This window comes from Stutzerimonas sp. LR2, assembly GCF_055755175.1.
The window spans coordinates 686,881-712,762 of sequence record NZ_JBVTRR010000001.1; the positions used below are offsets into that span (position 1 = coordinate 686,881).

The window sequence follows — 25,882 nt, forward strand, 5'->3', positions numbered from 1 at the left end:
GCGAGCGAACCTTCGCACCCCGCTCAACTCCTGAAGGAACCGAACGATGAAGAAACTGATTGCCGCCCTGGCCACCGTCGCGGCGTTTTCCGCCCAGGCCGCCGAAACCCTGACCGTGGCCGCCACCGCCGTGCCGCATGCCGAGCTGCTGGAGTTCGTCAAGCCGCAGCTGGCCGAGCAGGGCGTGACGCTGAACGTCAAGGTATTCACCGACTACGTGCAGCCGAACATCCAGGTCGCCGAGAAGCGCCTGGACGCCAACTTCTTCCAGCACCAGCCGTACCTGGATGAATTCAACAAGGGCAAGGGCACCGAGCTGGTGAGCGTCGCCGGCGTACACATCGAGCCCTTCGGTGCCTACTCGAGCAAGGTTAAGTCGCTGGACGAACTGGCCAACGGCGCCACCGTGGTCATTCCCAACGATGCCACCAATGGCGGCCGCGCACTGCTGCTGCTGGACAAGGCCGGCGTGATCGGTCTGAAGGACGGCGCCGGCATCACCGCCACGCCGAAGGACATCGCCGAGAACCCGAAGAAGATCAAGATCCGCGAACTGGAAGCCGCGACCCTGCCGCGCGTGCTGACCCAGGTCGACCTGGCGCTGATCAACACCAACTACGCGCTGGAAGCCAAGCTGAACCCGACCCAGGACGCCCTGGTGATCGAGGGCAGCGACTCGCCGTACGTGAACATCCTGGTCGCCCGTCCGGACAACAAGGACAGCGATGCCATGCAGAAACTGGCTGCCGCGCTGCACAGCGAGCAAGTGCGCCAGTTCATCGAGGAGAAGTACAAGGGCGCCGTCGTTCCGGCCTTCTGAGCCTGACCGCGCAACCCGCGTCAGAAACCCCGCCTCGGCGGGGTTTTTCGTTTTCGCCGGCGTCATTGGTGGGCTTCAGCCCACATGCAGGCAGCAGCACCGATCAGCTCGCTCAGCGCCGCGTCTGCGTCTCGCGCAGGGCCTCTTCCACCTCACGTTCCAGCGCATAGGCCGGGCGCTCCACGGCACGGAAATCCTGTGTATAGCGCCAGGCGAACTCGGCAACGCCCCAGTCCAGATATTGCTCGACGTGCTTGAGCTCATGGGCCCAGAGCGCGACGTTGTCCCGGGCATCCTCCTCATGGCGAAAGACGATGACGTCGATCAGGGTCACGGCATTGACGTCCGGGTTGCGCAGCAGGGTGTTGCCGGCATTCAGCACCACCTCGTCGCCGACGCGGTACCGCGCACTCTCCAGCACGGCAAGATCGAAATACGGCTCGAGCTGCGAGCGGATGTGCAGCGGTATCGGCTCGACGCCGCCGGCCACCAGGCGGTCGCGCGACTGCTGGATCCAGTTCTGCAGGGCCAGGGTGGCCATACGCTGCACGCGGTCGTAGACGGCTTGTGGATCGCTAGCGGCGGCCGGCACGCAGAGGCAGCTGCCACTCAGGCAGATCGGCTGCTGGCCGGGCGGGCAGGCGGTCTGCGCCCAGACGGGTGCGGCAAGCAGCGCCAGCGGCAGCAGCGCAAGGCGGAAAAGCGAAGTGAACGACACGGGATGGTCTCGACGGCGAGGGCGATGCGCGCCCCAGGCGCTGCGCACTATAGCGGCGGACCTGGGGCGCGCGAAGAGGGCGCTCAGATCACCGGCGGCGCGGCGCTCACCACACGCAGGGCGAGCCCCTCGTACGGGTCGAGGTTGATCTGCAGCTCGCAGTTGTCGGTGAGGTCGCCCTCCACACTCTCGTGAATGATGTCCACCACCGGGCCGGGCGCCACGCCGGGCAGGCAGATGGTCTCGCTGATCGGCTCGGCGCTGAAGTTCAGTGCCGTGAGCTGCACGCCCTTGCCGGCAGGTAGCTCGTGGACCATCACCAGAAGTCCTGGCGCCTGCACATCAGGAATCAGGATCTGCTTGCTGGCAGCGATGTCGTAGGCCTGGCGCACGCTGAGGATGCGCTTGAGCTGGCAGGCAAAGGAGCCTGGCCGCTGCAGCTGCTCGGCCAGGCTGCCGTACAGCGAGCGGGCCCTGGGCAGGCCTTCGGCGGAGACCGACGCCTCCGGCGCCAGATCGGCGAGGTCATAGCCGCCGCGATTGATCCAGCGGGTATCGCCATCGCCCATCAGGTGCTCGACCTGCTCGGGCGCCAGCGGCAGGGCGCCGACCAGATCCCAGCCGGAGAGGGCGAACACGCCGGGCTGCATGGCATTGAACATCACCAGCAGGATATGCAGACGCTGGATCTGCTCCACCTCGGCCGGGCCGATGGCGTCCAGATCACGGATGTTAAGCGCCGCGGCGATCACGCTGGCGGTGGTGCAGGACACCCCGTTGGTGACGAACTTGAGGTTGTACGGTGCATGTTCACCGGTCAGCCGCTCGTACATTTCCTCGCGGATATGTTCGCGCAGGTGGCCGCCGGGCAGGGTCTGGCCTTTGTAGTGGTAATGGTCGTAGGCATGCAGCGTCCAGAAGTGCACCAGCTCCAGGGTCAGCTCGTCATGGTTCTGCAGCGCATGGATCAGTGACGCCGGGTCGATGCCGAAGGCGTGCACTTCGCGCAGCATCATGCGCAGGAATTCGGTATCGCCGGTGAGCAACGCATGGTGATAGGCCGGGCGGGTGATGAAGTCATAGGACAGATCGGCCCCGCCGTGCGACATGGCGGCGATGTCATCGATGGTCAGGTTCAGCTCTTGGAAGCTGAAGCCGCCGGCCTTGCGGATCGCCCCGGCGAGCAGCTGGTTGCCGGTGACGGACAGCGGGTGGCCCTCCGACCAGGCCGTGCCCTCGGCGCGCCGTTCCACGCCGAGGAAGCCGTTGGCGTCCAGGCGCAGCACCCGGGCGCCGGTGACGTCGATGGCATGCAGCGCATCGCCGATGATCAGCTGCTGCGCGGCGAAGGTCGGGTCGAGCCAGTTCAGCGACGGCTGGCCCTCCTTGAAGTAGTGCAGATAGACCCAGCGACGCACCTTGCCGTCGACCCCGGTGACCTCGCCGGTGACGCTCCAGTCGGTGTCCTTGATGCCCGGCTCGAAGAAGATCACCCGCTGCAGCTGGCCGACGATGTAGTGCTTTTCCTTGAGCCGGTCGACCACCGGCGGCAGCAGGTTGACCGAATCACGCCCGGCCGGCACCTCGGGCAGCAGCTCCCAGTCCTCCTCGCGGATTTCCACCATGTGGTACAGCCCGGGGTAGTCGCCATAGGCCATTTCCGCGAGGCGGAAGTCGGCACCCTTGCCGGTGTGTGCCGGCACGATGTCGTCGATGACGATGGCGTTGTGCGCCGCGGCCACCCGGCTGAGCTGCAGCATCTGCTCCTCGGTCCCCAGGCTCGGGTCGATATCGAAGCTGATGCGGTCGAAGTTGCCGTCGATGGTCGGGGTGAACTCGCGTCCGCGCAGGCCACCGGAACGCTTCATTGGCCCGTTGTGGATGCCCTGCACGCCGAGTTCGGAGAGCGCACTCCAGAGGCGGTCGTCGCCGAGGGCCTCGAGTACCGTGCCGCCTTCCGGCGTGATGATGGCCGCCGGATAGGCGGTGAACCACACCGAGGCGATGGCGCTGGCATCGCGCGGGCGGGCCTGGGCATAAGGCCGCTGCCAGAGACGCGCCTGGCCGGCGTAATGACGCGACCGCTCGCGGGCCGCATGCAGCATGGACTGGCTGACCAGCCATTCGATATAGGTGTTGTCTGGGATGCTCATCGGCGATCGGTTCCGGCAGCACTAGGGAAATGTAGACGTTTGAGTCGGCCGCTCGGCCATCGTTGCATCGGATTGGCCTGCTGCGGACCATCACGGGAACCGCACGACCGGACACGCCTCGATATGCCGAGGCGGCGACGCCGTCACCCGACCGCGGAGATCTTCATGCTGCACCTGCCCGTCCTCTACATCTGGCGCTCGCTGTCCGGTTTCGGCCTGCTGCTGGGCACGCTGTTCTTCTGCGCGGCGCTGACGCCCTCGCTGCTGCCGCGCTCGACGCTGAGCCAGGGCGTGCTGGCCGGCGCGGCGCTGGCGGTGGGCTATGGCCTCGGCGTGTTCTGGCGCTGGCTGTGGCGCTATCTGGAACTGCCGGAGCGCCCGGGCTGGCAGCGCGAGCGGGTCAATCTGCTGATCGCGGTCGGCTGCCTGTTGCTGGCCGGGTATTTCCTCAGCCAGGTCGCCGGCTGGCAGAACGCGGTACGCGCGCTGATGGGCATGCCGCCGGTGAGCAGTGCGCACCTGCTCGAAGTCATTCTCACCGCGCTGGCGACCTTTCTCATCCTGCTGACGCTGGCGCGTCTGTATCGGCTGGTGTCGCGCTTCGTCTCGCGGCACGCCGACCGCGTGCTGCCACGGCGCCTGGCCAACGTGATCGGCGTGCTGGTGGCGCTGGCGCTGTTCTGGTCGCTGCTCAGCGATGTGCTGGCGGCGCGGGCACTGCGCATGCTGGACGCATCCTTCGCGCAGTACGACGCCCTGATCGAACCGGAGACGGCACCACCGGCCTCGCCGCTGAAAAGCGGCAGCCGGGCCTCGTTGCTGCGCTGGGAGGAGCTGGGCCGGACCGGCCGCGAGTTCATCGGCTCCGGCCCGTCGGCGGCGGATATCAGCGCCTTGAGCGGCCGCTCGGCGCTCGAGCCGATTCGCGTCTACGTCGGTCTGCGCGCGGCAGAGACCCCGCGCCAGCGGGCGCGTCTGGCCTTGCGCGAGCTGCAGCGCAGCGGCGCCTTCGAGCGATCGGTGCTGGTGCTGGTGACGCCCACCGGTACCGGCTGGATCGACCCGGCGGCGATGAACGCAGTGGAGTACCTGCACCACGGCGATATCGCCAGCGTGGCGTTGCAGTACTCCTATCTGAACAGCCCGCTGGCGCTGCTGGTGGAGGCCGACTACGGCCGCGACGTGGCCCGCGCGCTATTCGCCGAGATCTATGGCTACTGGACCGAACTGCCGGCCGAACGCCGACCGCGCCTGTATCTGCATGGCCTGAGCCTCGGCGCGCTGCATTCGCAACGCTCCTGGGAGCTGCACGAGCTGCTCGGCGATCCCATCCACGGCGCGCTTTGGAGCGGTCCGCCGTTTCGCAGCGACCTGTGGCGCACGCTCACCGACAGCCGCGACCCGGACAGCCCCGAATGGCGTCCACGGTTCCGCGATGGCCGCTTCGTCCGCTTCATGAACCAGCAGGGCACAGCGGAGCCGGCCGATGCGCCCTGGGGGCCGATGCGTCTGCTCTACCTGCAGTACGCCAGCGATCCGATCACCTTCTTCGACCATCGCTACGCCTGGCGCCGCCCCGACTGGCTGGCCGAGCCGCGCGGGCCGGATGTATCGCCGTCGCTACGCTGGTTCCCGCTGGTAACCATGTTGCAGCTGGCGGTGGACATGGCGGTGACCACGCCGACGCCGCCCGGCTACGGCCACGTCTATGCGCCGGCCGACTATGTCGATGCCTGGCGCCTGGTCAGCAGCCCGCCCGGCTGGAATGCCGACGCGCTGCAGCGCCTCAAGCTGCAGCTGACCCACGAGCAGGCCCGCGCCGGCGAGCAGGACAGCAACGAAGCCGCCTACGACAACCGCGGCGGCTGAACCGGCCGGCGCACCTGGCGCCGCCGCACCCGCGGCCTTAGCCGTCGCCAGCCCAGCAACACGCCGCTCAGGCTGATCACCAGCGCACCCGCGCTGAAGGCCAGCAGCAGGCCGTCGCGCAGCAGCGGCCGCTGCAGCAAGGGCAGCCAGTCCCAGCTGTGCAGCAGCTTGAACGCCCAGCGCACCGCGCGCCGGCGCTGATCCAGCTGTTCGATGACGGCACCGCTGTAGGGGTCGATGTGCAGCCAGGTGGCGGCCGGATCGTCGAAGCGCACCCGCAGCAGCGGCAAGCGGCGCGGCAGATGGCTGTATAGGCTTGGTTCGCTGCGAGCGTAGTAGTGGAAATCCTCCTGTTCCAGCCACTCGAAGTGCAGCGACTGCTCCAGCCAGGCCTGGCGGACCTGGCGCTCCAGTACCGCGCGCTCAAGGTGTTCCTGCGCCGGCCCGGCGGATGCCGCGGGCAGAATGCGCGTCTCGCCCCTGGCATCGAGGCCGACCAGATAGGGCTGATCGCCGAGCATATGCCACTGCAGTTCCACCGCTTCGAAACCAGCCGCGCGGAATCGGGCCAGCGAGGAGGCCAGATCCGCATCCAGCGCTTCGGCGTTTAGCGGCGCTTGCCGCAGCGCGGCGGCATCGATGCTCGAGCGTTTCTCGAACAGCCCCCAGGGCTCCATCGACAGCATGCCGCTGACCAGCCAGACCAGCAGCACGACGCCGACCAGCAGCCCGCCGACGTGGTGCACACGGCTGGCGCCAGCCGGGTAGGGCGAGTGCGATCCGTTGCGGTAGCGCCCGGTGAAGCGCCAGCGCAGCAGGCCGATCAGCATGCCCAGCAGCACCAGCACCGCGCCGAGCAGGGCGCCATAGACCAGCAGCGGCGACCAGGCGGCCTTCGGCATCACCTCGCGCAACGGATAGAGCCAGTGCAGCCAGGCGCCCAGCAGGTTCCAGGCCCGCTCGTGGGCGCTGGCATCGCGCACCACCAGCCCGCTGTGGCTGGAGACGTAGAGCAGGTGCCGTTCGGCATCGTCGGCCTGGACCCGATACAACGGGCGCTCGCGGGCCAGCGCATGGTTGCGCGTCCAGGCATCTTCTTCGACCTGATCGAGCAGGCGCACTTCAGCCCCCTGGGTGAACTGCCGCGCGCTGGCCAGCGCCTCGGCAGGACCGATGCGCTCGATGCGCCGACCGCTGCGCGCATCCACCGCCAGCAGCGGTCCGTCGCCGTAGTCCAGCAGGTAGCGCGGTGAGCCGCCGGCACCGGTCAGGCGCAGGCTGAGCGGGGTACGCGGATCGCCACTGGCGACAAGCGCCGCACGCGGCGCGATGCAGCAGCCGGCATCCAGCGGTGCCAGTCGCGCCAGATGCTCGGCCGGTGTCAGCTTGGGATAGCCGACGAAGAGCATCACCACGCCGCTGACGACCCAGGCCAGGACGAACAACCCCAGGGCGATGCCGAGCCAGCGATGCATCAGGTACAGGTAGCGCTTCATGCCGGTCAGAAGTCCAGGGTCACGGCGGCATACAGCGCGCGGCCATCGCCCGGCGCATGCAGGGTCTGCGCGCCGTCGTACCAGACGTATTCGTGGTAGCGGTCGGTGAGGTTCTTCAGCTGCAGGTCGACGGCCAGCTGCTCGGTCAGCTGGTAGCTGGCGCCCAGGTTGAACAGCACGTAACCGCCGTACTTGCCCTGGGTGTTCTCGCGCTCGAGGTAGTAATCGGTCTGGCCGTTGAGCCAGGCGCTGAGCTGCAGGTCCGGCGTCGCCTGATAGCTGCTGCCGGCCGAGTACAGGCGCCGCGGCACATGATCGATCTCCTGGCCCTGGCTGGCCGGCAGGCTAGGGTCGGCCTTTTCGATCTCGGAGAACTGCCAGGAGTGCGCCAGCCACAGATTCAGAGCGCTGGCAGGGTAGAGGTTGAGCTGGGCGTCGTAGCCCCAGCGACGGGTCTGCCCGAGGTTTTCCGATTCGCCACTGGGATCGTTGAGCCGGCGCCGCACCTCGTCCGTGGCGACCTGCTCCCAGTAGGCGACGCGGCCGTCGAGCCAGTGCACCGGGCTGAACTTGATGCCGGTTTCCCAGCCGTCATTGATCGACGGCGAGAGATCGCTGGTGCGCGGCGGAACCTTGTAGGCGGCCGCGCCGGTACCGATCTGGAAGGTCCGCCCCCAGTTGCCATACAGGCTCAGCTGCTCGATGGGGGTGTAGATCAGGCTGATCTTCGGCTGCTCGATGCTGCCGTAGTCGTTGATCGCGTAATCGTTGCCACTCAGCTCGTCGGTGAAGTCACCCCGAATGCGGTCGACGCGAAATGCCGGGATGATCTTCAGCGATTTCACCGGCTGGATCACCGCCTGCAGGTACGCGCCGTAGCTGTCGTAGTCGAAGCGCTGGTCGCGGGTCTGGGTCACGACCTGGCGCTCGACGGTGGTGTAGCGCTCGCTGCGGTTGCGCTGCTGTTCGGTGTCCAGCCCGCCTTCGAGGGCCAGATCATGGAGCCAGGACACGTCCGGCCGGTAGGTCAGCGAAGTACGCGCGCCGTAGTGCTTCTCCTCGCTGGTGCGTCGCTGTTGCGGCTGGGCCTGGGAGAAACGCACCCAGCGGTCGTCATCCAGGGTGTTGAGCCAGACCTTGGTCGCCCAGCTGAGGTCGCTGGCCAGCTGGCTGTCCAGATGCAGGCTGAGCTGGTTCATGCGCCGCTCACCCATGTCGCTGGCCGACAGCGCATAGGACTGGCGGGGCGAGTGCCGTGCGTCCTCACGGGACAGGTACCCCGGCTCGTCCGCTTCGGCCTCGTAGTGCCGGGCGATCAGGCCCAGGCGCCAGTTGCCGGCGTCCGGCGAGTAGAACCATTTGCCGGACAGGCTGGTGCGCTCGCTGCCGGCATGGTCGCGGTAGCCATCGCTCTTCTGCTGGCCGATGAAGTAGTTCTGCGTCCAGTTGCCGCTTTCGATGCCCTTGGCCAGCTGCAGCTCCTGCGTGTCGTAGCTGCCGTAGCGCAGCCGCGCCTTGCCGTAGTCGCCACCGATGCGCGACTGCACGGCGACGTTGCCGGCGATGTTGTACAGGCCGTAGCGCGGATCGTTGGTACCGCGCACCACCTCGATGCCATCGATCTCCAGCGGGAACAGCATGTCCAGGTAGGGCATGTTGCCGTCGTTGCTGTTGCTCGGGATGCCGTCGATCAGCAGCTTGACCGCGTTGACCTCGCCCTCGCCATTGAAGCCACGAAAGGACAGCTTGCCGGAGCTGGTGCCCTGGCCGAACTCGGTGAGCATCACCCCCGGCGCACGGCGGAACAGCTCCCAGCTATAGAGCACCGGCTGCTGTTCGAGGATGTCGCTGCCCAGCAGGTCCACCGAGCTGACCACGCTGCTGGTCGGCAGGCTGCCGCTGGACGGGTTCGCGGTGACGGTGCTGCTGCCCAGCGACAGCGCGGTATCGGCCAGGCTTGCCGGCAGATACGTGGCGGCCAGGGCCACGGTGAGAAGACGGGGCAGCGCGAGGCGCCGCGGAGATTGCGCAGAGAGGGGATGCATCTCGCAGGTTTCCTTGTGCAACAGGCATGGCCACGGCGAGCAGCCGTCGGCAGGCGCCGGCACGCTGCCGGATGGCAGGTGCGGGCGGTTCAGGCACAGCGACTAAGGGTGACGCCGAGGGCGTCAGGCGAGGGGTGAGGCGCGCGGATTCAGCGAGGGCCACTGCTGGCGCGGAGATGGCCGGTGAACCCGGGTTTCGGCGATCCGGACAGCGCCTCCCTGCACGTCCTGCGGCAGCTGCAGCGACGGTGCCGGCAGTGCGGCGAGACCGATGGACCCTGCGCAGCAGCAGCACGGCGGCATCCCGCCATGGTGGGTGCCGGAGCCATGCTCGCCGGCCGTCTCGGCGCCGTGCATGGCATGGCCCGGCGATACGCCGGCCTGCTGCAGCGGGCAATGCCCGCTCCAGCCCAGCAGCCGCTTGGCGTCAGCCGGCAGCATGCCGGACAGCGGCATGCTCAGCAGGTGCATCAGCAGGGCCAGGCTGGCGAGCCAGGCAGGTAGACGGCGACGGTTCATCGACGGCTCGACGGGGCGCAGTTGCGAATGGCGTTCATGATAGGAACGACTCTCGGGGAAAAGAGTTGCGCAAACTCAAGAAAGCCCATCGATTCTCATCCGGCTCACGGCGCGGCCCACTTCGCCGCGCCGCGAGAGCCGGGTTCAGCGGGTTTCCAGCAGGGCCTGGGCAGCATCGGCCGGCTGGCCGGCGAGCTGCCGCTGGGCCTGCTTCTGCTGCTTGTAGGCCAGGGCAGCGGCCGGTACCGGCGTAACCGTGCCGGTTTCCAGCCACTTCTTCAGGCGGTTGGCGTCAGCCATGTGGGTGTACTTGCCGAACGCGTCGAGCACCACGAAGGCCACCGGCCGCTGCTTCATGGTGGTGCTCATCACCAGGCAATGGCCGGCAGCATTGGTGAAGCCGGTCTTGCTCAACTGGATGTCCCAGTTGTTCTTGCGCACCAGGGCATTGGTATTGCGAAAGCCCAGCGTGTAGTTGGGCTTGCGGAAGGCCACGGTCTTCTCGTCGGTGGTGCTGAACTGCTGGATCAGCGGGTACTGGCGACTGGCGCGAATCAGCTTGACCAGGTCGTTGGCGCTGGAGACGTTGCGCTCGGAAAGGCCGGTGGGCTCGACGTAGTGCGTGCGGGTCATGCCCAGTGCCCGCGCTTTGGCGTTCATCGCCTGGATGAAGGCCGAGTAGCCACCGGGATAGTGATGGGCAAGACTGGCGGCGGCGCGGTTCTCGGAAGACATCAGGGTCAGCAGCAGCATCTCTCGGCGGCTGATCTCGCTGCCGATGCGCACCCGGGAGTAAACGCCCTGCATCTCCTTGGCATCGCGGATGGTCACCGGTAGCGCCTGGTCCAGCGGCAGCTTGGCATCCAGCACCACCATGGCGGTCATCAGCTTGGTCACCGAAGCGATCGGCACGACCATGTCGGGATTGCTGGAATAGAGCACCTCGTTGGTGTTCAGGTCGACCAGCAGGGCGCTGCCCGAGGCGAGCTCCTGAACCATCGGCCTGGCCGCCTGGGCATGAATCACCGGCAACGAGGCCAGGCAGGCGAACAACAGGCTGGCCACCGTACGACGCAATTTCACGATTGGATTTCCCCGCTGGAAAAGGGCGCTGCGGCGCGGGATGCGCCGGAATAAAGCGCTCCGGAACTGTGACGCAGTATAGGGAATCGACGGGCGGCTCGCCTGTTCCCGATGAACGGTTCGTCGGATGTCGACCAGCGCGGCGGCCGGCCCGGACACATCTTGATGTGGTCTGCTCGGCCAGCAAAGCCGGCCTCTGGCCGCACCTCTGCAACGTTTCGGGGTCAAACCCACACACTTACCGAGGGGAGGTCCCGCCATGTTCAGCCACAAGCCCACCACCCGCGAAGAAGTCCAACGCGAGATCGACAGCCTGATGCGCGCGCTCGACGAGCTCAAGCACGACGCCGCACGTGACTCGCGCCATCGCCTCAGCGCCCTGCGTTCGCGGGCCGAATCGCTCTGGCACGACCAGCACTGGGACGAGCACTATGCCGACCTGTCCAAGCGCACCCGTGAGGCCAGCCGCGCCGCACGCGACTGTGCCAAGGAACATCCGCTGGGCACGCTGGCCCTGGCGGCCGGTGCCTTTGCCCTGATCGGCTATCTGGTCACCCGCCGCTGACCGACCATGCTCAACGCCGAAACGCCACGCCTCAAGTTCGCCCTGTACGGCGCGCATGACGATCTCGGCAGTGCGCTGCTGGTCGAGCTGCTCAGCCGGCAGCACGAGGCTGTGGCGCTATTGGACGATCTCAATTCGCTGTCTGCCCGGCCGGGCCTGCGGACCAAGCCGGGCGACCCGTTCGATCCGCTGAGCGTCAGCGAAAGCGTGGCAGGGATGGATGCGGTGATCTGCCTGTACCACACGCCGCGCCTGCCCAGCACCGATGCCATCACCGGCGAGTCCGCCCGGCGCGATTTCTACCAGGCGGTGGAAGCGCTGCTGCTCGGGCTTGAGCGTGTCGGCGTCGAGCGGCTGCTGTTGATCGCCGACTTCCCGGCCATCGAGCGACAGCCGGAGGTCGAGGCCGCCTTGCAGCGGCTGGCCGCGCATCCGCTCAAGTGGACGCTGGTGGATGCGCCCCCGGCCGGCAACCAGCTGACCATCGAGACGTTGGCCGAAGCCGCCGGCAAGGGCGAAACCAATCCCTTTCACGAGCTGCAGCGCATCGCTGCCGGTATCGTGGACGAGCTGGAGCGCCCGCAGCACCTGCATCAGCGCATCCATTTTCGTAGCTAGCCCTTTCTGGTCGTCTGGGCGCGGCTTATGGATGTCTGCGCGCGTGGGCCAGCCAATGGCCAGCGGGCATCTGGCCGGCCAAGAGCCCTCTCAGCCCAGCTGGCGCCGTAGCTCGGCCAGTACCGGCGCGGTATCCGGGCGCACGCCGCGCCAGAGTTCGAAGGCTTCCGCCGCCTGCTCCACCAGCATGCCGAGACCGTCGCGGGTGGTCGCACCCAGCGCCGCGGCCCAGCGGCAGAAGGGCGTCGGCTCGGCGCTGTACATCATGTCGTAGCAGAAGGTGCGGCCGGCAACGATCAGGTTGTCGGCCAAGGGCGGCAGCTCGCCACCGAGGCTGGCCGACGTGCCGTTGACGATCAGGTCGACCGGTTCGGCAAGCTCGGCGAAGCCGCTCGCCGACAGCGGGCCAAGCTCGGCGAACTCCTGCACCAGCTGTTCGGCCCGGCTCGCGGTGCGATTGGCGATGACCAGCGCCGCCGGCCGGTGCGCCAGCAACGGCTCCAGCACGCCACGCACGGCTCCCCCAGCGCCCAGCAGCAGAATGCGACTGCCGCTCAGGGTCACGCCGGCATTGAGCAGGTCGGCGACCAGCCCGGCGCCATCGGTGTTGTCGCCCAGCAGGCGACCATCCTCCAGCTTCTTCAGGGTATTCACCGCACCGGCGCGGCGCGCACGCTCGGTCAGCTCGTCGGCCATGCGATAGGCCTGCTCCTTGAACGGCACGGTCACGTTGGCACCCCGGCCTTCGCGAAAGAAGTCACGCGCGAACGCGGGGAAGTCATCCAGCGGCGCCAGCAGCGGCTCATAGCTCAGCGCCTGGCCGGTCTGTGTGGCGAACAGCGCATGAATCTGCGGTGACTTGCTGTGGCCGATGGGGTTGCCGAAGACGCCGTAGCGGTCCATCCAATACCTCTGTTTCAAATTCGGGCTGCAGACCCGGTGCGGGACGCATCGACTCCAGCGCCGAAACTCGGGCCGGATGCCGTCTTCGTTCAGGCGGGCGCGGCGGCCAGCCAGTCGCGGTCCTGCAGGAAATACTCGGTCAGCCGCGCTTCCGGCGAGCCCGGCTCGGGGCGCTTGTCATAGCCCCAGGCAACCTGGGGCGGCAGCGACATCAGGATCGATTCGGTGCGTCCACCCGATTGCAGGCCGAACAGGGTGCCGCGGTCGTAGACCAGGTTGTACTCGACGTAGCGGCCGCGGCGCAGCAGCTGGAACTGCCGCTCGCGCTCGCCGAACGGGGTGGCCTTGCGCCGCTGCACGATGGGCAGATAGGCCTGGAGATAGGCATCGCCGACCGCACGCATGAAGGCGAAGCTGGTGTCGAAATCCCACTGGTTCAAGTCGTCGAAGAACAGTCCGCCAACGCCGCGCGGTTCGTTGCGGTGCTTGATGTGGAAATAGCGGTCGCACCACTCCTTGTAGCGCGGATAGACCTCGGCGCCAAAGGGTGCGCAGGCGTCCCGGGCGACTCGGTGCCAATGCACGCAGTCGTCCTCGAAACCGTAGTAGGGCGTCAGGTCGAAGCCGCCTCCGAACCACCAGACCGGTTCCTCGCCGTCCTTCTCGGCGATGAAGAAGCGCACGTTGGCATGGGAGGTGGGCACGTAGGGATTGTGCGGGTGGATCACCAGCGACACGCCCAGCGCCTCGAAGCTGCGACCGGCCAGTTCAGGCCGATGGGCGCTGGCCGATGGCGGCAGGCTGTCGCCGTGCACATGGGAGAAGTTCACCCCGCCTTTCTCGATCAGCGCGCCGTTCTCGATCACCCGCGTCCGGCCGCCACCGCCACCGGGCCGCGTCCAGGCATCCTCGACGAAGCGGGCACCGCCGTCTTCGACCTCCAGGGCGGCGCAGATTCGATCCTGCAGATCCAGCAGATAGGCTTTGACGGCTTCGGTCCTGTCGTTCACGAAATCACCTTGCGAATGACCGCACGCAGCCAGCGGCGCGTGGCTGAGCGGTGCTTGAAACGGGGTCGGCCGGCAAGCATAACATCAGGCCGATTGACGAACGCAGCCCCGGCAGGTTCGATAGGCGCTCTTTCAATGACCAGGAGCCAGACATGTCCCAGCGCATCCAATTCAGCCAGCACGGCGGTCCCGAAGTCCTGGAACAGGTCGATGTGCCCCTCAGCGCACCGGCTGCCGGCGAGGTGCGCATCCGCAACCACGCCATCGGCCTGAACTTCATCGACACCTATTTCCGTAGCGGCCTGTACCAGCCGCCAAGCCTGCCGTCCGGTCTGGGCACCGAGGGTGCCGGGGTGGTCGATGCGGTGGGCGAGGGCGTGCAGCATCTGCAGCCCGGTGATCGTGTCGCCTATGCCACCGGTCCGCTGGGTGCCTACGCGGAGTATCACACGCTGCCGGCTCGCCACCTGGTCAAGCTGCCGGACTCCATCAGCTACGAACAGGCTGCCGCGGTCATGCTCAAGGGCCTGACCTGTCAGTATCTGCTGCGTCAGACTCACGCGCTGCAGGCCGGCGAGACCGTGCTGTTCCATGCCGCGGCCGGCGGCGTTGGCTCGATTGCCTGTCAGTGGGCGCATGCGCTCGGCGCTCGGCTGATCGGCGTGGTCGGCTCGGCGGAGAAGGCCGCACGCGCCAAGGCGCTCGGCGCCTGGGCGACCATCGACCGTAGCTGCGAAGACGTGGTGCAGCGCGTACTGGAGCTGACCGAAGGCAAGAAGTGCCCGGTGGTCTACGACTCGGTGGGCAAGAACAGCTGGGAGATATCCCTCGATTGCGTCGCTCCGCGCGGGCTGCTGGTGAGCTTCGGCAATGCGTCGGGTGCCGTCACCGGAGTCAACCTCGGCGTGCTGGCGCAAAAGGGTTCGCTGTTCGTCACCCGCCCGACCCTGGCTGGCTATGCCGACACCCCGGAGCGCCTGCAGGCCATGGCCGACGAGCTGTTCGAGATGATCGGCAGCGGCAAGGTCAAGGTGGAGATCGGCCAGCGCTACGCACTCGGCGATGCCGCCGAAGCGCAGCGCAAGCTGGCAGCGGGGGAAACCACCGGATCGACCATTCTGCTGCCCTGAACACGGTGGCGGCCGCCGCTGCAGGGCAGCCGCGCCGCCATCGATTCGCCCGGGTCAGGCCGGACGAATCACCTCGCCGCTGCGCAGGTCTCGGATGACGCTGGGATTGCGCCGGCCGCCCAGCGCACCATTGAACACGGCGTCTAGCTGCTGCGGGAAATACTGTTCCACCCGCAGCCGCGAACGCGCCGCGGGCCGCCCGGCCGGGTTGGCCGAGGTCGACACCAGCGGCCCGGTCAGCGCGCAGAGGCGCTTGACCAGCGGGTGGTCGGTGACGCGCAGGGCCACGCTGTCATGCCGTCCGGTGATCCACTCGGGCAAGCGGCCGCGGTGCGGTACCAGCCAGGTGTTGGGCCCCGGCCAGGTCCCTGCCAGGCGATCCAGCCAGCGCTCCGGCAGGTCATCCAGCAGGAAGTCGAACTGTTCCACGGTGTCCGCGATGAGGATCAGGCCCTTCTCCACGGGTCGCTCCTTGAGCGCCAGCAAGCGCATCACCGCGTCTTCGTCCCACGGGTCACAGCCCACCCCCCAAACCGCTTCGGTCGGATAGGCGATCACCCCGCCAGCCCGGACCACCCGCGCTACCTGCTGCACACGCCAATCGCCAATCATGCCGACCTCTGCCTGGATGAAAAGCCGGCAGTGTACCCAAGGCGCCAGCCGTCGAGCAGGGGGCGATCGGGCCGATTCGCAACCGCCTGCAACAGTGAGCCGGCATCGCCTGGCACCGCCGCGTCCAGCCGATGCCGGCTAGCGCATCAGCACCGACCAGAGTCCGTTGTCGCAGCTGACCTGACCCTCGATCTCCAGCTCGGTCAGTTGTGCCAGCACCTGACCCAGCGGCTGATCGAGCGCGGCAGCCAGCGCCTCGCTGCTGCGCGACGCCGCCAGCAGTTCGCGCAGCAATGGGTGATCCGTCTGCGGCGGCTTCGACGCTTCAGCAGCCAGCGGCGCAAGGCGCTGCCAGCCGCGCAGGGCCTGCAGGACATCCTCTACCGACTCCACCAGCGCCGCGCCCTGGCGGATCAGCTGATGGCAGCCGCGTGCGCCAGGATGATGGATCGAACCGGGAATCGCATAGACTTCCCGGCCTTGGTCGGCGGCCAGACGCGCGGTGATCAGCGAACCGCTGGACGGACTCGCCTCGACCACCAGCACGCCCAGCGAAAGGCCGCTGATGATGCGGTTGCGGCGCGGAAAGTTGCTCGCTTGTGGCGGGCAGTCCAGCGGCAATTCGGACACCAGCGCACCGCCATGTTCGACGATCTCCTTGGCCAGGCTGAGATGGCGCTGCGGATACAGCCGTTCGATGCCGGTGCCGAGCACCGCGACGGTCTTGCCGTTTGCATCCAGCGCACCCTGATGTGCAGCGCCGTCGATTCCCAGCGCCAGTCCACTGGTGATGACGAAACCCGCGCCGGCCAGGCTGCGGGAAAAGGCGCGGGCATTGTCCAGGCCGTTTCGCGAGGCGCGGCGGCTGCCGACTACCGCCAGCTGCGGCCGTTCGAGCAAGGTCGGATCGCCGGCGACGAACAGCAGAGGCGGGGCATCCGGCAGCTCCGCCAGCAGGGCGGGATAGGCCGGATCGTCCCAGCAGATCACATGTCGACCTGGGGCTTGCAGCCAGGCCAGGGCGGCACTGGCCCGCTCGCGAACCTCGCTGCTGCGACGCGGTTCGGCGCAGCTGACCGGCAGACCCAGGGAGCGCCAGGCGCTGGCCGGCGCGCTGAGGGCCGATGCGGCATCGGGGAACGCACTGAGCAACCGCTGCAGGCGCCGCGGACCGAGTTCCGGCAACAGATGAAGGCGCAGCCGGGCTTCAAGCTCGGCGGGGGAAATGGCAGGCATGGAAGACACTCCTTGTCTCCTGGCACCGCATCCTTGCGGTGTTATCGCAGCATGAAAAAGCCCCGCATTCGCGGGGCTTTCTTAGTTCAGGGGTTGCGGACCTTGTCCTTCACCGACAGCGAGCGGGTGGCCTGCAGCACCAGGCCGTAGCTGAGCTTGTCGTAGGTGCGGAACACCATTAGCAGACCGGAGCGCTCGTCCGGGATCTTCACGTTCTCGCCGGTCACGCGATCGCGCACGGTTTCGCCGGTCTTGTACACCGCCAGCACGTTGCCGTCCTGCAGACCGTCACGAGCACCTTTGTTCAGCGTGACCACATCGAACTGGCCGATCTGGGTGACGCCACGCGGCACATCCAGAATCAGGCCTTCGACCTGGGTGGACGGGGCGCTCGGCATAAAGGTGGAGTTGACCGCGCGCTCCTCGCCCGGGAACAGGCGATCACCGATGCGCGCTTCCTGGGTGGTCCGGGTCAGTTGCATGGTGGCGATGTCGCCTTCGATCTCGACGATCTCGACGGAGCCGACATCGTCGGCGTTGATGCCGAGGAATTCACCGGTGTCCGGGTCGACGTAGGTCTTGCCCTGGCGGAAGATGCCGTAGGCCGGCATGTTCGCGTCGAACGCGCCGCGACCATAGATGCGATCGCCGGCGCCGCTGATCACGCGCTCGGCATTGCCGGCGACGATGTACGGAGCGCCCTGGAACTGCTCGGCGGTGTCGATGATGCGGTTGCTCAGCAGGAAGCTGTTGATCGCTTCCAGCGGGATGGTCGGGATGGCCTCGGCCATCGGCGTGGTGCGTACGGTCGGCGACAACTTGATGGTGCCGCGCGAGGTACCGCGGTCCAGCACCAGTCGCGGCTGGCCGTCGACATAGACCAGGCTCAGGGTGTCGCCGGGATAGATCAGGTGAGGGTTGGCGATCTGCGGGTTGGCATGCCACAGCTCCGGCCATTTCCACGGCTCGCGCAGGAAGCGGCCGGAAATGCCCCAGAGTGTGTCGCCCTTCACCACGGTATACCGCTCCGGATGATTGTCCTTGAGCTGCACCGCGGCCTGGGCGAGCCCGCCGACCGCCACCAGCAGCAGGGCGAGTAGTGATTTCCTCATGTGGTGAATCCCTTTATTATGTGCCTTCACGTGAAGCGCCCTAGCGCCGCGGACCCATTTGGAACGCGGCATTAAGCCGTTTTCCATGCTGCTCGGCATCTTAGCAGCGGCTTTTGACTTTATTCCATAAGTGCATCACAAACGCATATGGCCATTCTGAACATCCTTGAATTTCCCGATCCGCGGCTGCGTACCATCGCCAAACCGGTGGACGTGGTCGATGACGGCATCCGTCAGCTGGTCGACGACATGTTCGAAACCATGTACGAAGCGCCGGGCATCGGCCTGGCTGCGACGCAGGTCAATGTGCACAAGCGCGTGGTGGTGATGGACCTGTCCGAGGACCGCTCCGAACCGCGGGTTTTCATCAACCCGGAATTCGAACCGCTCACCGACCAGATGGACCAGTACCAGGAAGGCTGCCTGTCGGTACCCGGCTTCTACGAGAACGTCGATCGTCCGCAGAAGGTGCGCATCAAGGCGCTGGACCGCGACGGCAAGCCCTACGAGCTGATCGCCGAAGGACTGCTGGCGGTGTGTATCCAGCACGAGTGCGATCACCTCAACGGCAAGCTGTTCGTCGACTACCTGTCCAGCCTCAAGCGCGACCGGATCAAGAAGAAGCTGGAAAAGATCCACCGCCAGCAGGCTTGATTCCCGAACCTCAAAGGCTTGCTACGGCAAGCCTTTTTCTTAGCGAGTCCCCATGACCCAGCCCTTGCGCATCGTTTTCGCCGGCACTCCGGAATTCGCCGCCCAGCACCTGCAGGCCCTGCTCGATGCGGGCAAATCGATCGTTGCGGTCTATACCCAGCCGGACCGCCCGGCCGGGCGCGGCCAGAAGCTGATGCCCAGCCCGGTCAAGCAGCTCGCCGTGCAGCACGACATTCCGGTGCTGCAACCGCAGACACTGCGTGATCCGGCGGCTCAGGCGGAGCTGGCCGCGCTGCAGGCGGACCTGATGGTGGTCGTGGCCTATGGTCTGATCCTGCCGCAGGCGGTGCTCGACCTGCCGCGCCTGGGCTGTATCAACAGCCATGCCTCGCTGCTGCCCCGCTGGCGTGGTGCCGCGCCGATCCAGCGCGCCATCGAAGCCGGCGACAGCGAGTCCGGGGTCACGGTGATGCAGATGGAAGCGGGCCTGGATACCGGTCCGATGCTGCTCAAGGTCAACACACCGATCAGTGACGAAGACACCGGCGGCTCGCTGCACGACCGTCTCGCCTTGCTCGGCGCGCACGCCGTGGTAAAGGCCGTCGACGCCCTGGCCGCCGGCACCCTGACGCCCGAAGTGCAGGACGACAGCCTGGCCACCTATGCGCACAAGCTGAGCAAGGACGAGGCGCGCGTAGACTGGACCCGCCCGGCAGTCGAGCTGGAGCGGCTGATTCGCGCCTTCAACCCCTGGCCGATCTGCCACAGCACGCTGAACGGCGAAACGCTGAAGATTCACGCCGCACGCCTCGGCGAAGGCCGCGGCGTGCCCGGCCTTATCCTCGACGCGAGCAAGGCAGGGCTGACCGTTGCCTGCGGTGAAGGCGCGCTGTCGCTGACTCGCCTGCAATTGCCCGGTGGCAAGCCGCTTGGCTTCGGCGACCTGTATAACAGCCGCCGTGAGCAGTTCGCCCCCGGCCTGGTTCTCGGCCAATGAATCCGCGCCTGGCGGCGGCCCGTGCGCTGAGCGTCGTGCTGTCGGGCAAGGCGTCTCTGGGCAGCAGCCTGCCGGAGGTCCTCGGCAAGGTGGACGCCCGTGATCGCGGTCTGACCCAGGAACTGGCCTTTGGTACCGCGCGCTGGCAGCCGCGCCTGGCGGGGCTGGCCAACCAACTGTTGCAGAAGCCGTTCAAGGCCGCCGACCGCGATGTCGAAGCATTGCTGCTGGTCGGCCTCTATCAGCTGCTGCATACCCGTATTCCGGCCCATGCCGCCATCGGCGAAACCGTCGGCTGCGTGGACAAGCTGAAGAAGCCCTGGGCCAAGGGGCTGCTCAATGCCGTGCTGCGCCGCGCCCAGCGCGAAGGTGAAGCACTGCTGGCCGAACTGGAACACGATCCGGTGATTCGCGTGGCCCACCCGCGCTGGCTGCAGAAGGCCCTCAAGGCACACTGGCCCGAACACTGGGAAGCCATCTGCGCGGCGAACAATGCGCATCCGCCGATGATGCTGCGGGTCAATCGCCGTCAGACCAGTCGAGACGTCTACCTGACCGAGCTGCAAACCGCCGGTATCGACGCCTTCCCCTGCGAATTCAGCGAAGACGGCATCCGACTCGCCAGCCCCTGCGATGTGCAGCAGCTGCCCGGCTTCGCCGAAGGACGGGTCAGCGTGCAGGACGAAGCCGCGCAGCTGGCCGCCGGGCTGCTCGATCTGGCGCCCGGCCAGCGCGTGCTGGACGCCTGCTGCGCTCCGGGCGGCAAGACCTGCCACCTGCTCGAGCGCGAGCCGCAGCTGGCCGGGCTGGTTGCGCTGGACCTCGAGCCCAAGCGCCTGGCGCGGGTACGGGAGAATCTCGAGCGTCTGCAGCTCGATGCCGAGCTGCTCGCCGCCGATGCGCGCGCCACCGCGCAGTGGTGGGATGGCAAACCGTTCCAGCGCATCCTGCTCGACGCACCCTGCTCGGCCACCGGCGTGATCCGCCGCCATCCGGACATCAAGCTGACCCGCCAGGCCGAGGACATCGCTCCACTGGCCGCACTGCAGGGCGAGATGCTCGATGCACTGTGGCCGACCCTGGAAGTCGGCGGCGTGCTGCTCTATGCCACCTGCTCGGTGCTGCCGACCGAGAACCGCGAGGTGATCGGTGCCTTTCTCGCACGCACCCCCGGCGCGCGCGAACTGGACCTGCCGGCCGGCTTCGGCCTGACGCAGCCCCACGGTCGCCAGCTGCTGCCGCAGCAGAACGGCCACGACGGCTTCTACTATGCCAAGCTGATCAAGATCGCAGCTCAACCGCGTGGCCATCATCAGTAAGCCGAACCCGGGCCGGCCAGGCTCGACCCCAACATGGACGCGGCAGCGGATGGCTGCCGCTCAGGAGTGACCGCGTGAAGATCATCATCCTCGGTGCCGGTCAGGTCGGCGGCACCCTCGCCGAACACCTCGCCAGCGAAGCCAACGACATCACCGTGGTGGACACCGACGGCGATCGCCTGCGCGATCTCGGCGACCGCCTGGACATCCGCACCATTCAAGGCCGCGGCTCGTTTCCCACCGTGCTGCGCCAGGCCGGCGCCGACGACGCCGACATGCTGGTGGCGGTGACCAACAGCGACGAAACCAACATGGTCGCCTGCCAGGTCGCCTACACGCTGTTTCACACGCCGACCAAGATCGCCCGGGTGCGCGAGGCGGCCTATCTGGTGCGCTCGGGTCTGTTCAACAACGAAGCCATTCCGGTGGACGTGCTGATCAGCCCGGAACAGGTGGTGACCAATTACATCAAACGCCTGATCGAGCATCCCGGCTCGCTGCAGGTGATCGACTTCGCCGGCGGCAAGGCGCAGCTGGTGGCGGTACGCGCCTATTATGGCGGCCCGCTGGTGGGCCAGGAGCTGCGCCAGCTGCGTCGTCACATGCCCAACGTCGACACCCGCGTGGCGGCCATCTTCCGCCGCAACCACGCGATCCTGCCGCAGGGCGACACGGTCATCGAGGCCGATGACGAGGTGTTCTTCATCGCTGCCCGCGGCAACATCCGCGCCGTGATGAGCGAGATGCGCCGGCTCGACGAGAACTACAAACGCATCGTCATCGCCGGTGGCGGGCACATCGGCGAGCGGCTGGCCGAGGCCATCGAGAGCCGCTACCAGGTCAAGATCATCGAGATGAACCCGGCACGCTGCCGCTACCTCTCCGACACCCTGGACAGCACCATCATCCTGCAGGGCAGCGCTTCGGACCGCGACCTGCTAGTGGAAGAGAACATCAACGAGGCGGACGTGTTCCTCGCCCTGACCAACGACGACGAGGCCAACATCATGTCCTCGCTGCTGGCCAAGCGGCTCGGTGCGCGCAAGGTGATGTGCATCATCAACAACCCGGCCTACGTCGACCTGGTGCAGGGCGGCGAAATCGACATCGCCATCAGCCCGCAGCTGGCCACCATCGGCACCCTGCTGACCCACGTGCGCCGCGGCGATATCGTCAGTGCACACTCGCTGCGCCGCGGCGCGGCCGAAGCGATCGAGGTGATCGCCCACGGCGACCCGCGCTCAAGCAAGGTGGTGGGTCGCGCCATCGAGCAGATTGCCCTGCCGCCAGGCACCACCATCGGCGCAGTGATCCGCGACGACCAGGTACTGATCGCGCACGATGACACCCGAATCGAGTCCGGCGACCACGTCATCCTGTTCCTGGTGGACAAGAAGCACATTCGCGACGTGGAGCGCCTGTTCCAGGCCGGCCTGACCTTCTTCTGAAGCCCGCCGCTTTTACCCGAACGGCCCGCCTTATGGTGGGCCGTTTTGTTTTCTCAATCAGAAAACCCGTAGCTCCGTTACGGCGTGTTTTCCATCATCCGCTTCGATTGCGTCAGATCGCGCCAGATGGGCTCAGATTTCCATTTTATGGCCAGCTTTTGTACCCTCCAGAATGACCGTCTCGTCAGGGCTTCGATTGAAGGAAGCTATGACCGCCGTAACGTTCACGGCACCTTGTCGCTTCGCAAGCGTCCTTTACTACGGTCAACGCAGTTACCACTCCTAGACAAATAACGATCCGATTCCTCGGGTCTCTACAAGGAACAGGAGAAACTCCCAATGAGGAACAGCCCCATCACGACAAGCCCCCGCCGGCTGCTGATCGCCTGTGCCGCCCTGGCCAGCATCGGTTTCGCCAGCGTCATCCAGGCCGATACCCTGGAAAAGATCAAGGACAGCAACAGCGTCCGCATCGGCTACGCCAACGAGACGCCTTTCGCCTATACGGCGCTGGATGGCAGTGTCACCGGCGAGTCGCCGGAAATCGTGCGCAAGGTCTTCGAGCGCATGGAGATCGGCACCATCAAACCGGTGCTCACCGAATGGGGCTCGCTGATCCCCGGCCTGCGCGCCGGGCGCTTCGACCTCATCGCCGCCGGCATGTACATCACCCCGGAACGCTGCAAGCAGGTGCTTTTCACCGACCCGCATTACCGCCTGCTCGACACCCTGCTGGTGGCCCAGGGCAACCCGAAGGAGCTGCGCAGCTACGAGGACATCGCCGGCAACCCCGAGGTGAAGATCGCCATCATGTCCGGCACGGTGAACCTGGGCTATGCGCGCAAGGCCGGCATCAAGGATTCGCAGATCCTCCAGGTCCCGGATACCACCTCTCAGCTGCAGGCGGTACGCAGCGGCCGCGCCGATGCCGCCATCGGCACCCAGCTGACCATGCGCGGGCTGGCGGCCAAGGCCAGTAACGATGTCGAGGCCATTGCCGACTTCGAGGACGATCCCGCGCGTGCCGGCTATGGTGCGCTGGCCTTCCGCCCGCAGGACGAAGCCCTGCGCGATGCAGTGAATGCCGAGCTCAAGCAGTGGCTGGGCAGCGAGGAGCATCTGAAAGCCGTGGAACCGTTCGGCTTCGACCGCTCCAACCTGACCGACAAGACCGCCGCCGAGCTCTGCGGCGCCTGAAGCCCGTCGGGCGGCCGGTTTGCTGCGCCGACCCGCCGCCCGCCTGCGAACGCTGACCAAGGCTGCGCCGCCGCTTGCGCAGCCTCGCTCAGCGCTCCGGACAACCGGATAGCGCCACCATGATCGAACTGCTCCCCCTGTTGCTGCAGGGCACCTGGGTCACCGTCAAGGTGACTGCCCTCGGTTCCCTGCTGGCCATCGCCTGCGCGCTGATCGCCGCGCTGGCCCGGCTCTCGCCATTGCCACCATTGCGCTGGCTGGCCGCCATCTACGTCGAGGTGTTCCGTGGCTCGTCGCTGCTGGTCCAGCTGTTCTGGCTGTACTTCGTGCTGCCGCTGCCACCGTTCAACGTCGAGATGAGCGCCTTCGCCGTGGCGGTGGTCGGCCTGGGCCTGAACATCGGTGCCTACGGCGCCGAGGTGCTGCGTGGCGCGATCCGCTCGGTGCATCGCGGCCAGCACGAGGCCTGCCACGCGCTGAACATGACGCCGCTGACCCGCATGCGCCGGATCATCCTGCCGCAGGCGCTGCTGGCGGCGATTCCGCCCGGCACCAACCTGTTGATCGAACTGCTGAAGAACACTTCGCTGGTGTCGCTGATCGCCCTGTCGGACCTGGCCTTCCGCGCCCGGCAGCTGGACCAGGCAACCCTGATGACCCTGGAGATCTTCGGCCTGGCGCTGGTGATCTACTTCGTTCTCGCCCAGACGATCAACTTCGCCATGCGCAGGCTGGAACAGCGCCTGGCCCGTGGCCGGATGCGCGGAGGCCTGTCATGAACTTCTTCGACTGGGAATTCGCCCGCGAAATCCTGCCACGGCTGCTGGACGCCTCGCTGACCACCATCGGCATCGCCCTGGCCGGCTTCGCCATCGCCGTGGTGCTCGGCCTGTTTCTCGCCATCGGTCGGCGCAGCCGCCACCGCTGGCTGTCCTGGCCGGTCACCGGGCTGATCGAATTCATTCGCAGCACGCCGTTACTGATCCAGGTGTATTTCCTGTTCTACGTCTTCCCCAATTACGGCCTCAACCTCAGCGCCATGCAGGCGGGGATCATCGGTATCGCGCTGCACTACGCCTGCTACACCGCCGAGGTCTACCGCGCCGGCCTGGACGCGGTGCCGCGCTCGCAGTGGGAAGCGGTCACCGCGCTGAACATGAAGCCCTGGACCGCCTACCGCGACGTGATCCTGCCGCAGGCGTTGCGCCCGGTACTGCCGGCGCTGGGCAACTACCTGATCTCGATTCTCAAGGACACGCCGGTGCTGTCGGCGATCACCGTGGTGGAAATCATGCAGCGGGCCAAGAACATCGGCTCCGAGAGTTTCCGCTACCTGGAGCCGATCACCATGGTCGGCGTCTTCTTCCTCATTCTCAGCCTCGGCCTCGCCTGGTGCGTGCGCCGCCTGGAACATCGCATGGAGCTGGCCCGATGAATACGCCAATGCCCACCACAGAAGAATCGAACACCGCCGCCGTGGCGGCCGCAGCGCCGGCGCAGCCGATGGTGCGTTTCGCCAGCGTGACCAAGCGCTATGGCGAGCTGACCGTACTGGAGGGCCTCGACCTTGATGTCCAGGAGGGCGAGAAGGTTGCCATCATCGGCCCCAGCGGCTCGGGCAAGTCGACCCTGCTGCGGGTGCTGATGACCCTGGAAGGCATCGACGACGGGCTGATCGAGGTGGACGGCGAACCCCTGACCCATATGCCCGACGGCCATGGCCGACTGGTCCCGGCCAACGCCCGTCATCTGCGCCGGGTGCGCGGCAAGGTCGGCATGGTGTTCCAGAGCTTCAACCTGTTCCCGCACATGAACGCGTTGCAGAACGTCATGGAAGCCCCGGTTCAGGTGCTCGGACTGAGCAAGCGCGAGGCGCGCGAACGGGCCGAGGAGCTGCTGGCGATGGTCGGCCTGGAGGACAAGCTGGAGCATTTCCCGGCGCAGCTGTCCGGCGGCCAGCAGCAGCGCGTGGCGATTGCGCGGGCGCTGGCCATGCGTCCCAAGGTGATGCTGTTCGACGAAGTGACCTCGGCGCTCGACCCGGAGCTCTGCGGCGAGGTGCTGAGCGTGATTCGCCGTCTCGGCGAGGCGCACAACCTGACCATGCTGATGGTCACCCACCAGATGGGCTTCGCCCGCGAGTTCGCCGACCGCGTATGCTTCTTTCACCAGGGTCGGATCCACGAGCAGGGCAGCCCGGACGCGCTGTTCAACAACCCGCAGGAAGAGCGCACCCGGGAGTTTCTCAGCGCAGTCAACGAAGCCCACTGAGATGCCACGCGGCTGTCACGCGGCGCGCTCAAGATTGCGCGCACCCGCTAAGACCAATGGCGTATGCTGACCATCTTGCCGGGCAGTCGCTTTGCACTACAGTGGAG

General features: G+C 66.9%; 24 protein-coding genes. 13 read left to right on the forward strand and 11 right to left on the reverse strand.

Going from position 1 to position 25,882, the window contains the following annotated elements:
- The first annotated feature begins 46 nt into the window (after positions 1–46).
- Positions 47–820, forward strand: a complete 774-nt coding sequence (locus ACVRRC_RS03170) for a MetQ/NlpA family ABC transporter substrate-binding protein (RefSeq protein ID WP_019407339.1) — start codon at positions 47–49, stop codon at positions 818–820.
- A gap of 112 nt (positions 821–932) precedes the next feature.
- On the opposite strand, the gene ACVRRC_RS03175 is transcribed toward ACVRRC_RS03170, so the two are convergent.
- Together ACVRRC_RS03175 and treS are read right to left on the reverse strand one after the other, a co-directional pair.
- Positions 933–1,538, reverse strand: coding sequence for an eCIS core domain-containing protein (locus tag ACVRRC_RS03175; RefSeq protein WP_279643327.1), 606 nt, complete (start codon positions 1,536–1,538; stop codon positions 933–935).
- An 83-nt stretch (positions 1,539–1,621) separates the two neighbouring features.
- On the reverse strand, positions 1,622–3,691 hold the full coding sequence (gene treS / locus ACVRRC_RS03180; protein WP_472996617.1) for a maltose alpha-D-glucosyltransferase: 2,070 nt from the start codon (positions 3,689–3,691) through the stop codon (positions 1,622–1,624).
- A 165-nt stretch (positions 3,692–3,856) separates the two neighbouring features.
- On the opposite strand from treS, the gene ACVRRC_RS03185 reads away from it, so the two are divergent.
- Positions 3,857–5,560 (forward strand): alpha/beta hydrolase, encoded by a 1,704-nt coding sequence (locus ACVRRC_RS03185; protein ID WP_045159562.1) that lies wholly within the window; start codon positions 3,857–3,859, stop codon positions 5,558–5,560.
- Here the strand turns inward: ACVRRC_RS03185 and ACVRRC_RS03190 are convergent.
- From ACVRRC_RS03190 to pbpG, 4 genes are all read right to left on the reverse strand, one after another.
- A complete protein-coding gene (locus ACVRRC_RS03190; protein ID WP_472996618.1) occupies positions 5,539–7,056 on the reverse strand; it encodes a PepSY domain-containing protein in 1,518 nt (505 codons plus the stop codon). The genes ACVRRC_RS03185 and ACVRRC_RS03190 overlap by 22 nt on opposite strands.
- A 5-nt stretch (positions 7,057–7,061) precedes the next feature.
- Entirely contained in the window at positions 7,062–9,101 is a 2,040-nt protein-coding gene (locus ACVRRC_RS03195; RefSeq protein ID WP_170799653.1) for a TonB-dependent receptor, read from the reverse strand.
- A gap of 123 nt (positions 9,102–9,224) precedes the next feature.
- Positions 9,225–9,620 carry a DUF2946 domain-containing protein gene (locus ACVRRC_RS03200; protein WP_125871021.1) on the reverse strand — a complete coding sequence of 132 codons (396 nt, stop codon included), beginning with the start codon at positions 9,618–9,620 and terminating at the stop codon, positions 9,225–9,227.
- Positions 9,621–9,764: 144 nt separating this feature from the next.
- Entirely contained in the window at positions 9,765–10,703 is a 939-nt protein-coding gene (pbpG, locus tag ACVRRC_RS03205) for a D-alanyl-D-alanine endopeptidase (RefSeq protein WP_368852351.1), read from the reverse strand.
- A gap of 259 nt (positions 10,704–10,962) precedes the next feature.
- Here pbpG and ACVRRC_RS03210 point away from each other — a divergent pair, with 259 nt between their 5' ends.
- Together ACVRRC_RS03210 and ACVRRC_RS03215 are read left to right on the forward strand one after the other, a co-directional pair.
- Positions 10,963–11,268 carry an ElaB/YgaM/YqjD family protein gene (locus ACVRRC_RS03210; RefSeq protein ID WP_011911280.1) on the forward strand — a complete coding sequence of 102 codons (306 nt, stop codon included), beginning with the start codon at positions 10,963–10,965 and terminating at the stop codon, positions 11,266–11,268.
- A gap of 6 nt (positions 11,269–11,274) precedes the next feature.
- Positions 11,275–11,886: an NAD(P)-dependent oxidoreductase gene (locus tag ACVRRC_RS03215; protein ID WP_014595322.1), complete on the forward strand. Its 612-nt coding sequence runs from the start codon at positions 11,275–11,277 to the stop codon at positions 11,884–11,886.
- 90 nt (positions 11,887–11,976) lie between these two features.
- On the opposite strand, the gene aroE is transcribed toward ACVRRC_RS03215, so the two are convergent.
- Together aroE and hemF are read right to left on the reverse strand one after the other, a co-directional pair.
- Positions 11,977–12,789 (reverse strand): shikimate dehydrogenase, encoded by an 813-nt coding sequence (gene aroE / locus ACVRRC_RS03220; RefSeq protein WP_265661256.1) that lies wholly within the window; start codon positions 12,787–12,789, stop codon positions 11,977–11,979.
- Between the two features lie 89 nt (positions 12,790–12,878).
- Complete coding sequence (gene hemF / locus ACVRRC_RS03225; protein ID WP_125885876.1) at positions 12,879–13,799, reverse strand: oxygen-dependent coproporphyrinogen oxidase; 921 nt, start codon at positions 13,797–13,799, stop codon at positions 12,879–12,881.
- Between the two features lie 152 nt (positions 13,800–13,951).
- Here hemF and ACVRRC_RS03230 point away from each other — a divergent pair, with 152 nt between their 5' ends.
- Positions 13,952–14,929 carry an NADPH:quinone reductase gene (locus ACVRRC_RS03230; protein WP_218650900.1) on the forward strand — a complete coding sequence of 326 codons (978 nt, stop codon included), beginning with the start codon at positions 13,952–13,954 and terminating at the stop codon, positions 14,927–14,929.
- Positions 14,930–14,983: 54 nt separating this feature from the next.
- On the opposite strand, the gene tsaC is transcribed toward ACVRRC_RS03230, so the two are convergent.
- From tsaC to ACVRRC_RS03245, 3 genes are all read right to left on the reverse strand, one after another.
- On the reverse strand, positions 14,984–15,541 hold the full coding sequence (gene tsaC / locus ACVRRC_RS03235) for an L-threonylcarbamoyladenylate synthase type 1 TsaC (RefSeq protein ID WP_017245970.1): 558 nt from the start codon (positions 15,539–15,541) through the stop codon (positions 14,984–14,986).
- A 138-nt stretch (positions 15,542–15,679) separates the two neighbouring features.
- Positions 15,680–16,777 (reverse strand): DNA-processing protein DprA, encoded by a 1,098-nt coding sequence (dprA, locus tag ACVRRC_RS03240; RefSeq protein WP_472996619.1) that lies wholly within the window; start codon positions 16,775–16,777, stop codon positions 15,680–15,682.
- An 86-nt stretch (positions 16,778–16,863) separates the two neighbouring features.
- Complete coding sequence (locus ACVRRC_RS03245) at positions 16,864–17,889, reverse strand: LysM peptidoglycan-binding domain-containing protein (RefSeq protein WP_408103772.1); 1,026 nt, start codon at positions 17,887–17,889, stop codon at positions 16,864–16,866.
- Positions 17,890–18,036: 147 nt separating this feature from the next.
- Here ACVRRC_RS03245 and def point away from each other — a divergent pair, with 147 nt between their 5' ends.
- From def to ehuA, 8 genes are all read left to right on the forward strand, one after another.
- Positions 18,037–18,543 carry a peptide deformylase gene (gene def, locus ACVRRC_RS03250; RefSeq protein WP_011911272.1) on the forward strand — a complete coding sequence of 169 codons (507 nt, stop codon included), beginning with the start codon at positions 18,037–18,039 and terminating at the stop codon, positions 18,541–18,543.
- Positions 18,544–18,595: 52 nt separating this feature from the next.
- The gene (fmt, locus tag ACVRRC_RS03255; RefSeq protein WP_017245968.1) at positions 18,596–19,540 is read left to right on the forward strand and encodes a methionyl-tRNA formyltransferase; all 945 of its coding nucleotides are present in this window, start codon (positions 18,596–18,598) and stop codon (positions 19,538–19,540) included.
- Positions 19,537–20,859, forward strand: coding sequence for a 16S rRNA (cytosine(967)-C(5))-methyltransferase RsmB (gene rsmB, locus ACVRRC_RS03260; RefSeq protein ID WP_472996620.1), 1,323 nt, complete (start codon positions 19,537–19,539; stop codon positions 20,857–20,859). The genes fmt and rsmB overlap by 4 nt, the downstream gene beginning before the upstream one ends.
- Positions 20,860–20,933: 74 nt before the next feature.
- On the forward strand, positions 20,934–22,307 hold the full coding sequence (gene trkA / locus ACVRRC_RS03265) for a Trk system potassium transporter TrkA (RefSeq protein ID WP_045159554.1): 1,374 nt from the start codon (positions 20,934–20,936) through the stop codon (positions 22,305–22,307).
- A 339-nt stretch (positions 22,308–22,646) separates the two neighbouring features.
- A complete protein-coding gene (gene ehuB / locus ACVRRC_RS03270; protein WP_200632707.1) occupies positions 22,647–23,504 on the forward strand; it encodes an ectoine/hydroxyectoine ABC transporter substrate-binding protein EhuB in 858 nt (285 codons plus the stop codon).
- A gap of 119 nt (positions 23,505–23,623) precedes the next feature.
- Entirely contained in the window at positions 23,624–24,283 is a 660-nt protein-coding gene (gene ehuC / locus ACVRRC_RS03275; protein WP_472996621.1) for an ectoine/hydroxyectoine ABC transporter permease subunit EhuC, read from the forward strand.
- Positions 24,280–24,939 carry an ectoine/hydroxyectoine ABC transporter permease subunit EhuD gene (gene ehuD / locus ACVRRC_RS03280; protein ID WP_014595316.1) on the forward strand — a complete coding sequence of 220 codons (660 nt, stop codon included), beginning with the start codon at positions 24,280–24,282 and terminating at the stop codon, positions 24,937–24,939. The genes ehuC and ehuD overlap by 4 nt, the downstream gene beginning before the upstream one ends.
- Positions 24,936–25,775, forward strand: coding sequence for an ectoine/hydroxyectoine ABC transporter ATP-binding protein EhuA (gene ehuA / locus ACVRRC_RS03285; RefSeq protein WP_472996622.1), 840 nt, complete (start codon positions 24,936–24,938; stop codon positions 25,773–25,775). Before ehuD ends, ehuA begins: the two co-directional genes overlap by 4 nt.
- The last annotated feature ends 107 nt before the right edge of the window (positions 25,776–25,882 follow it).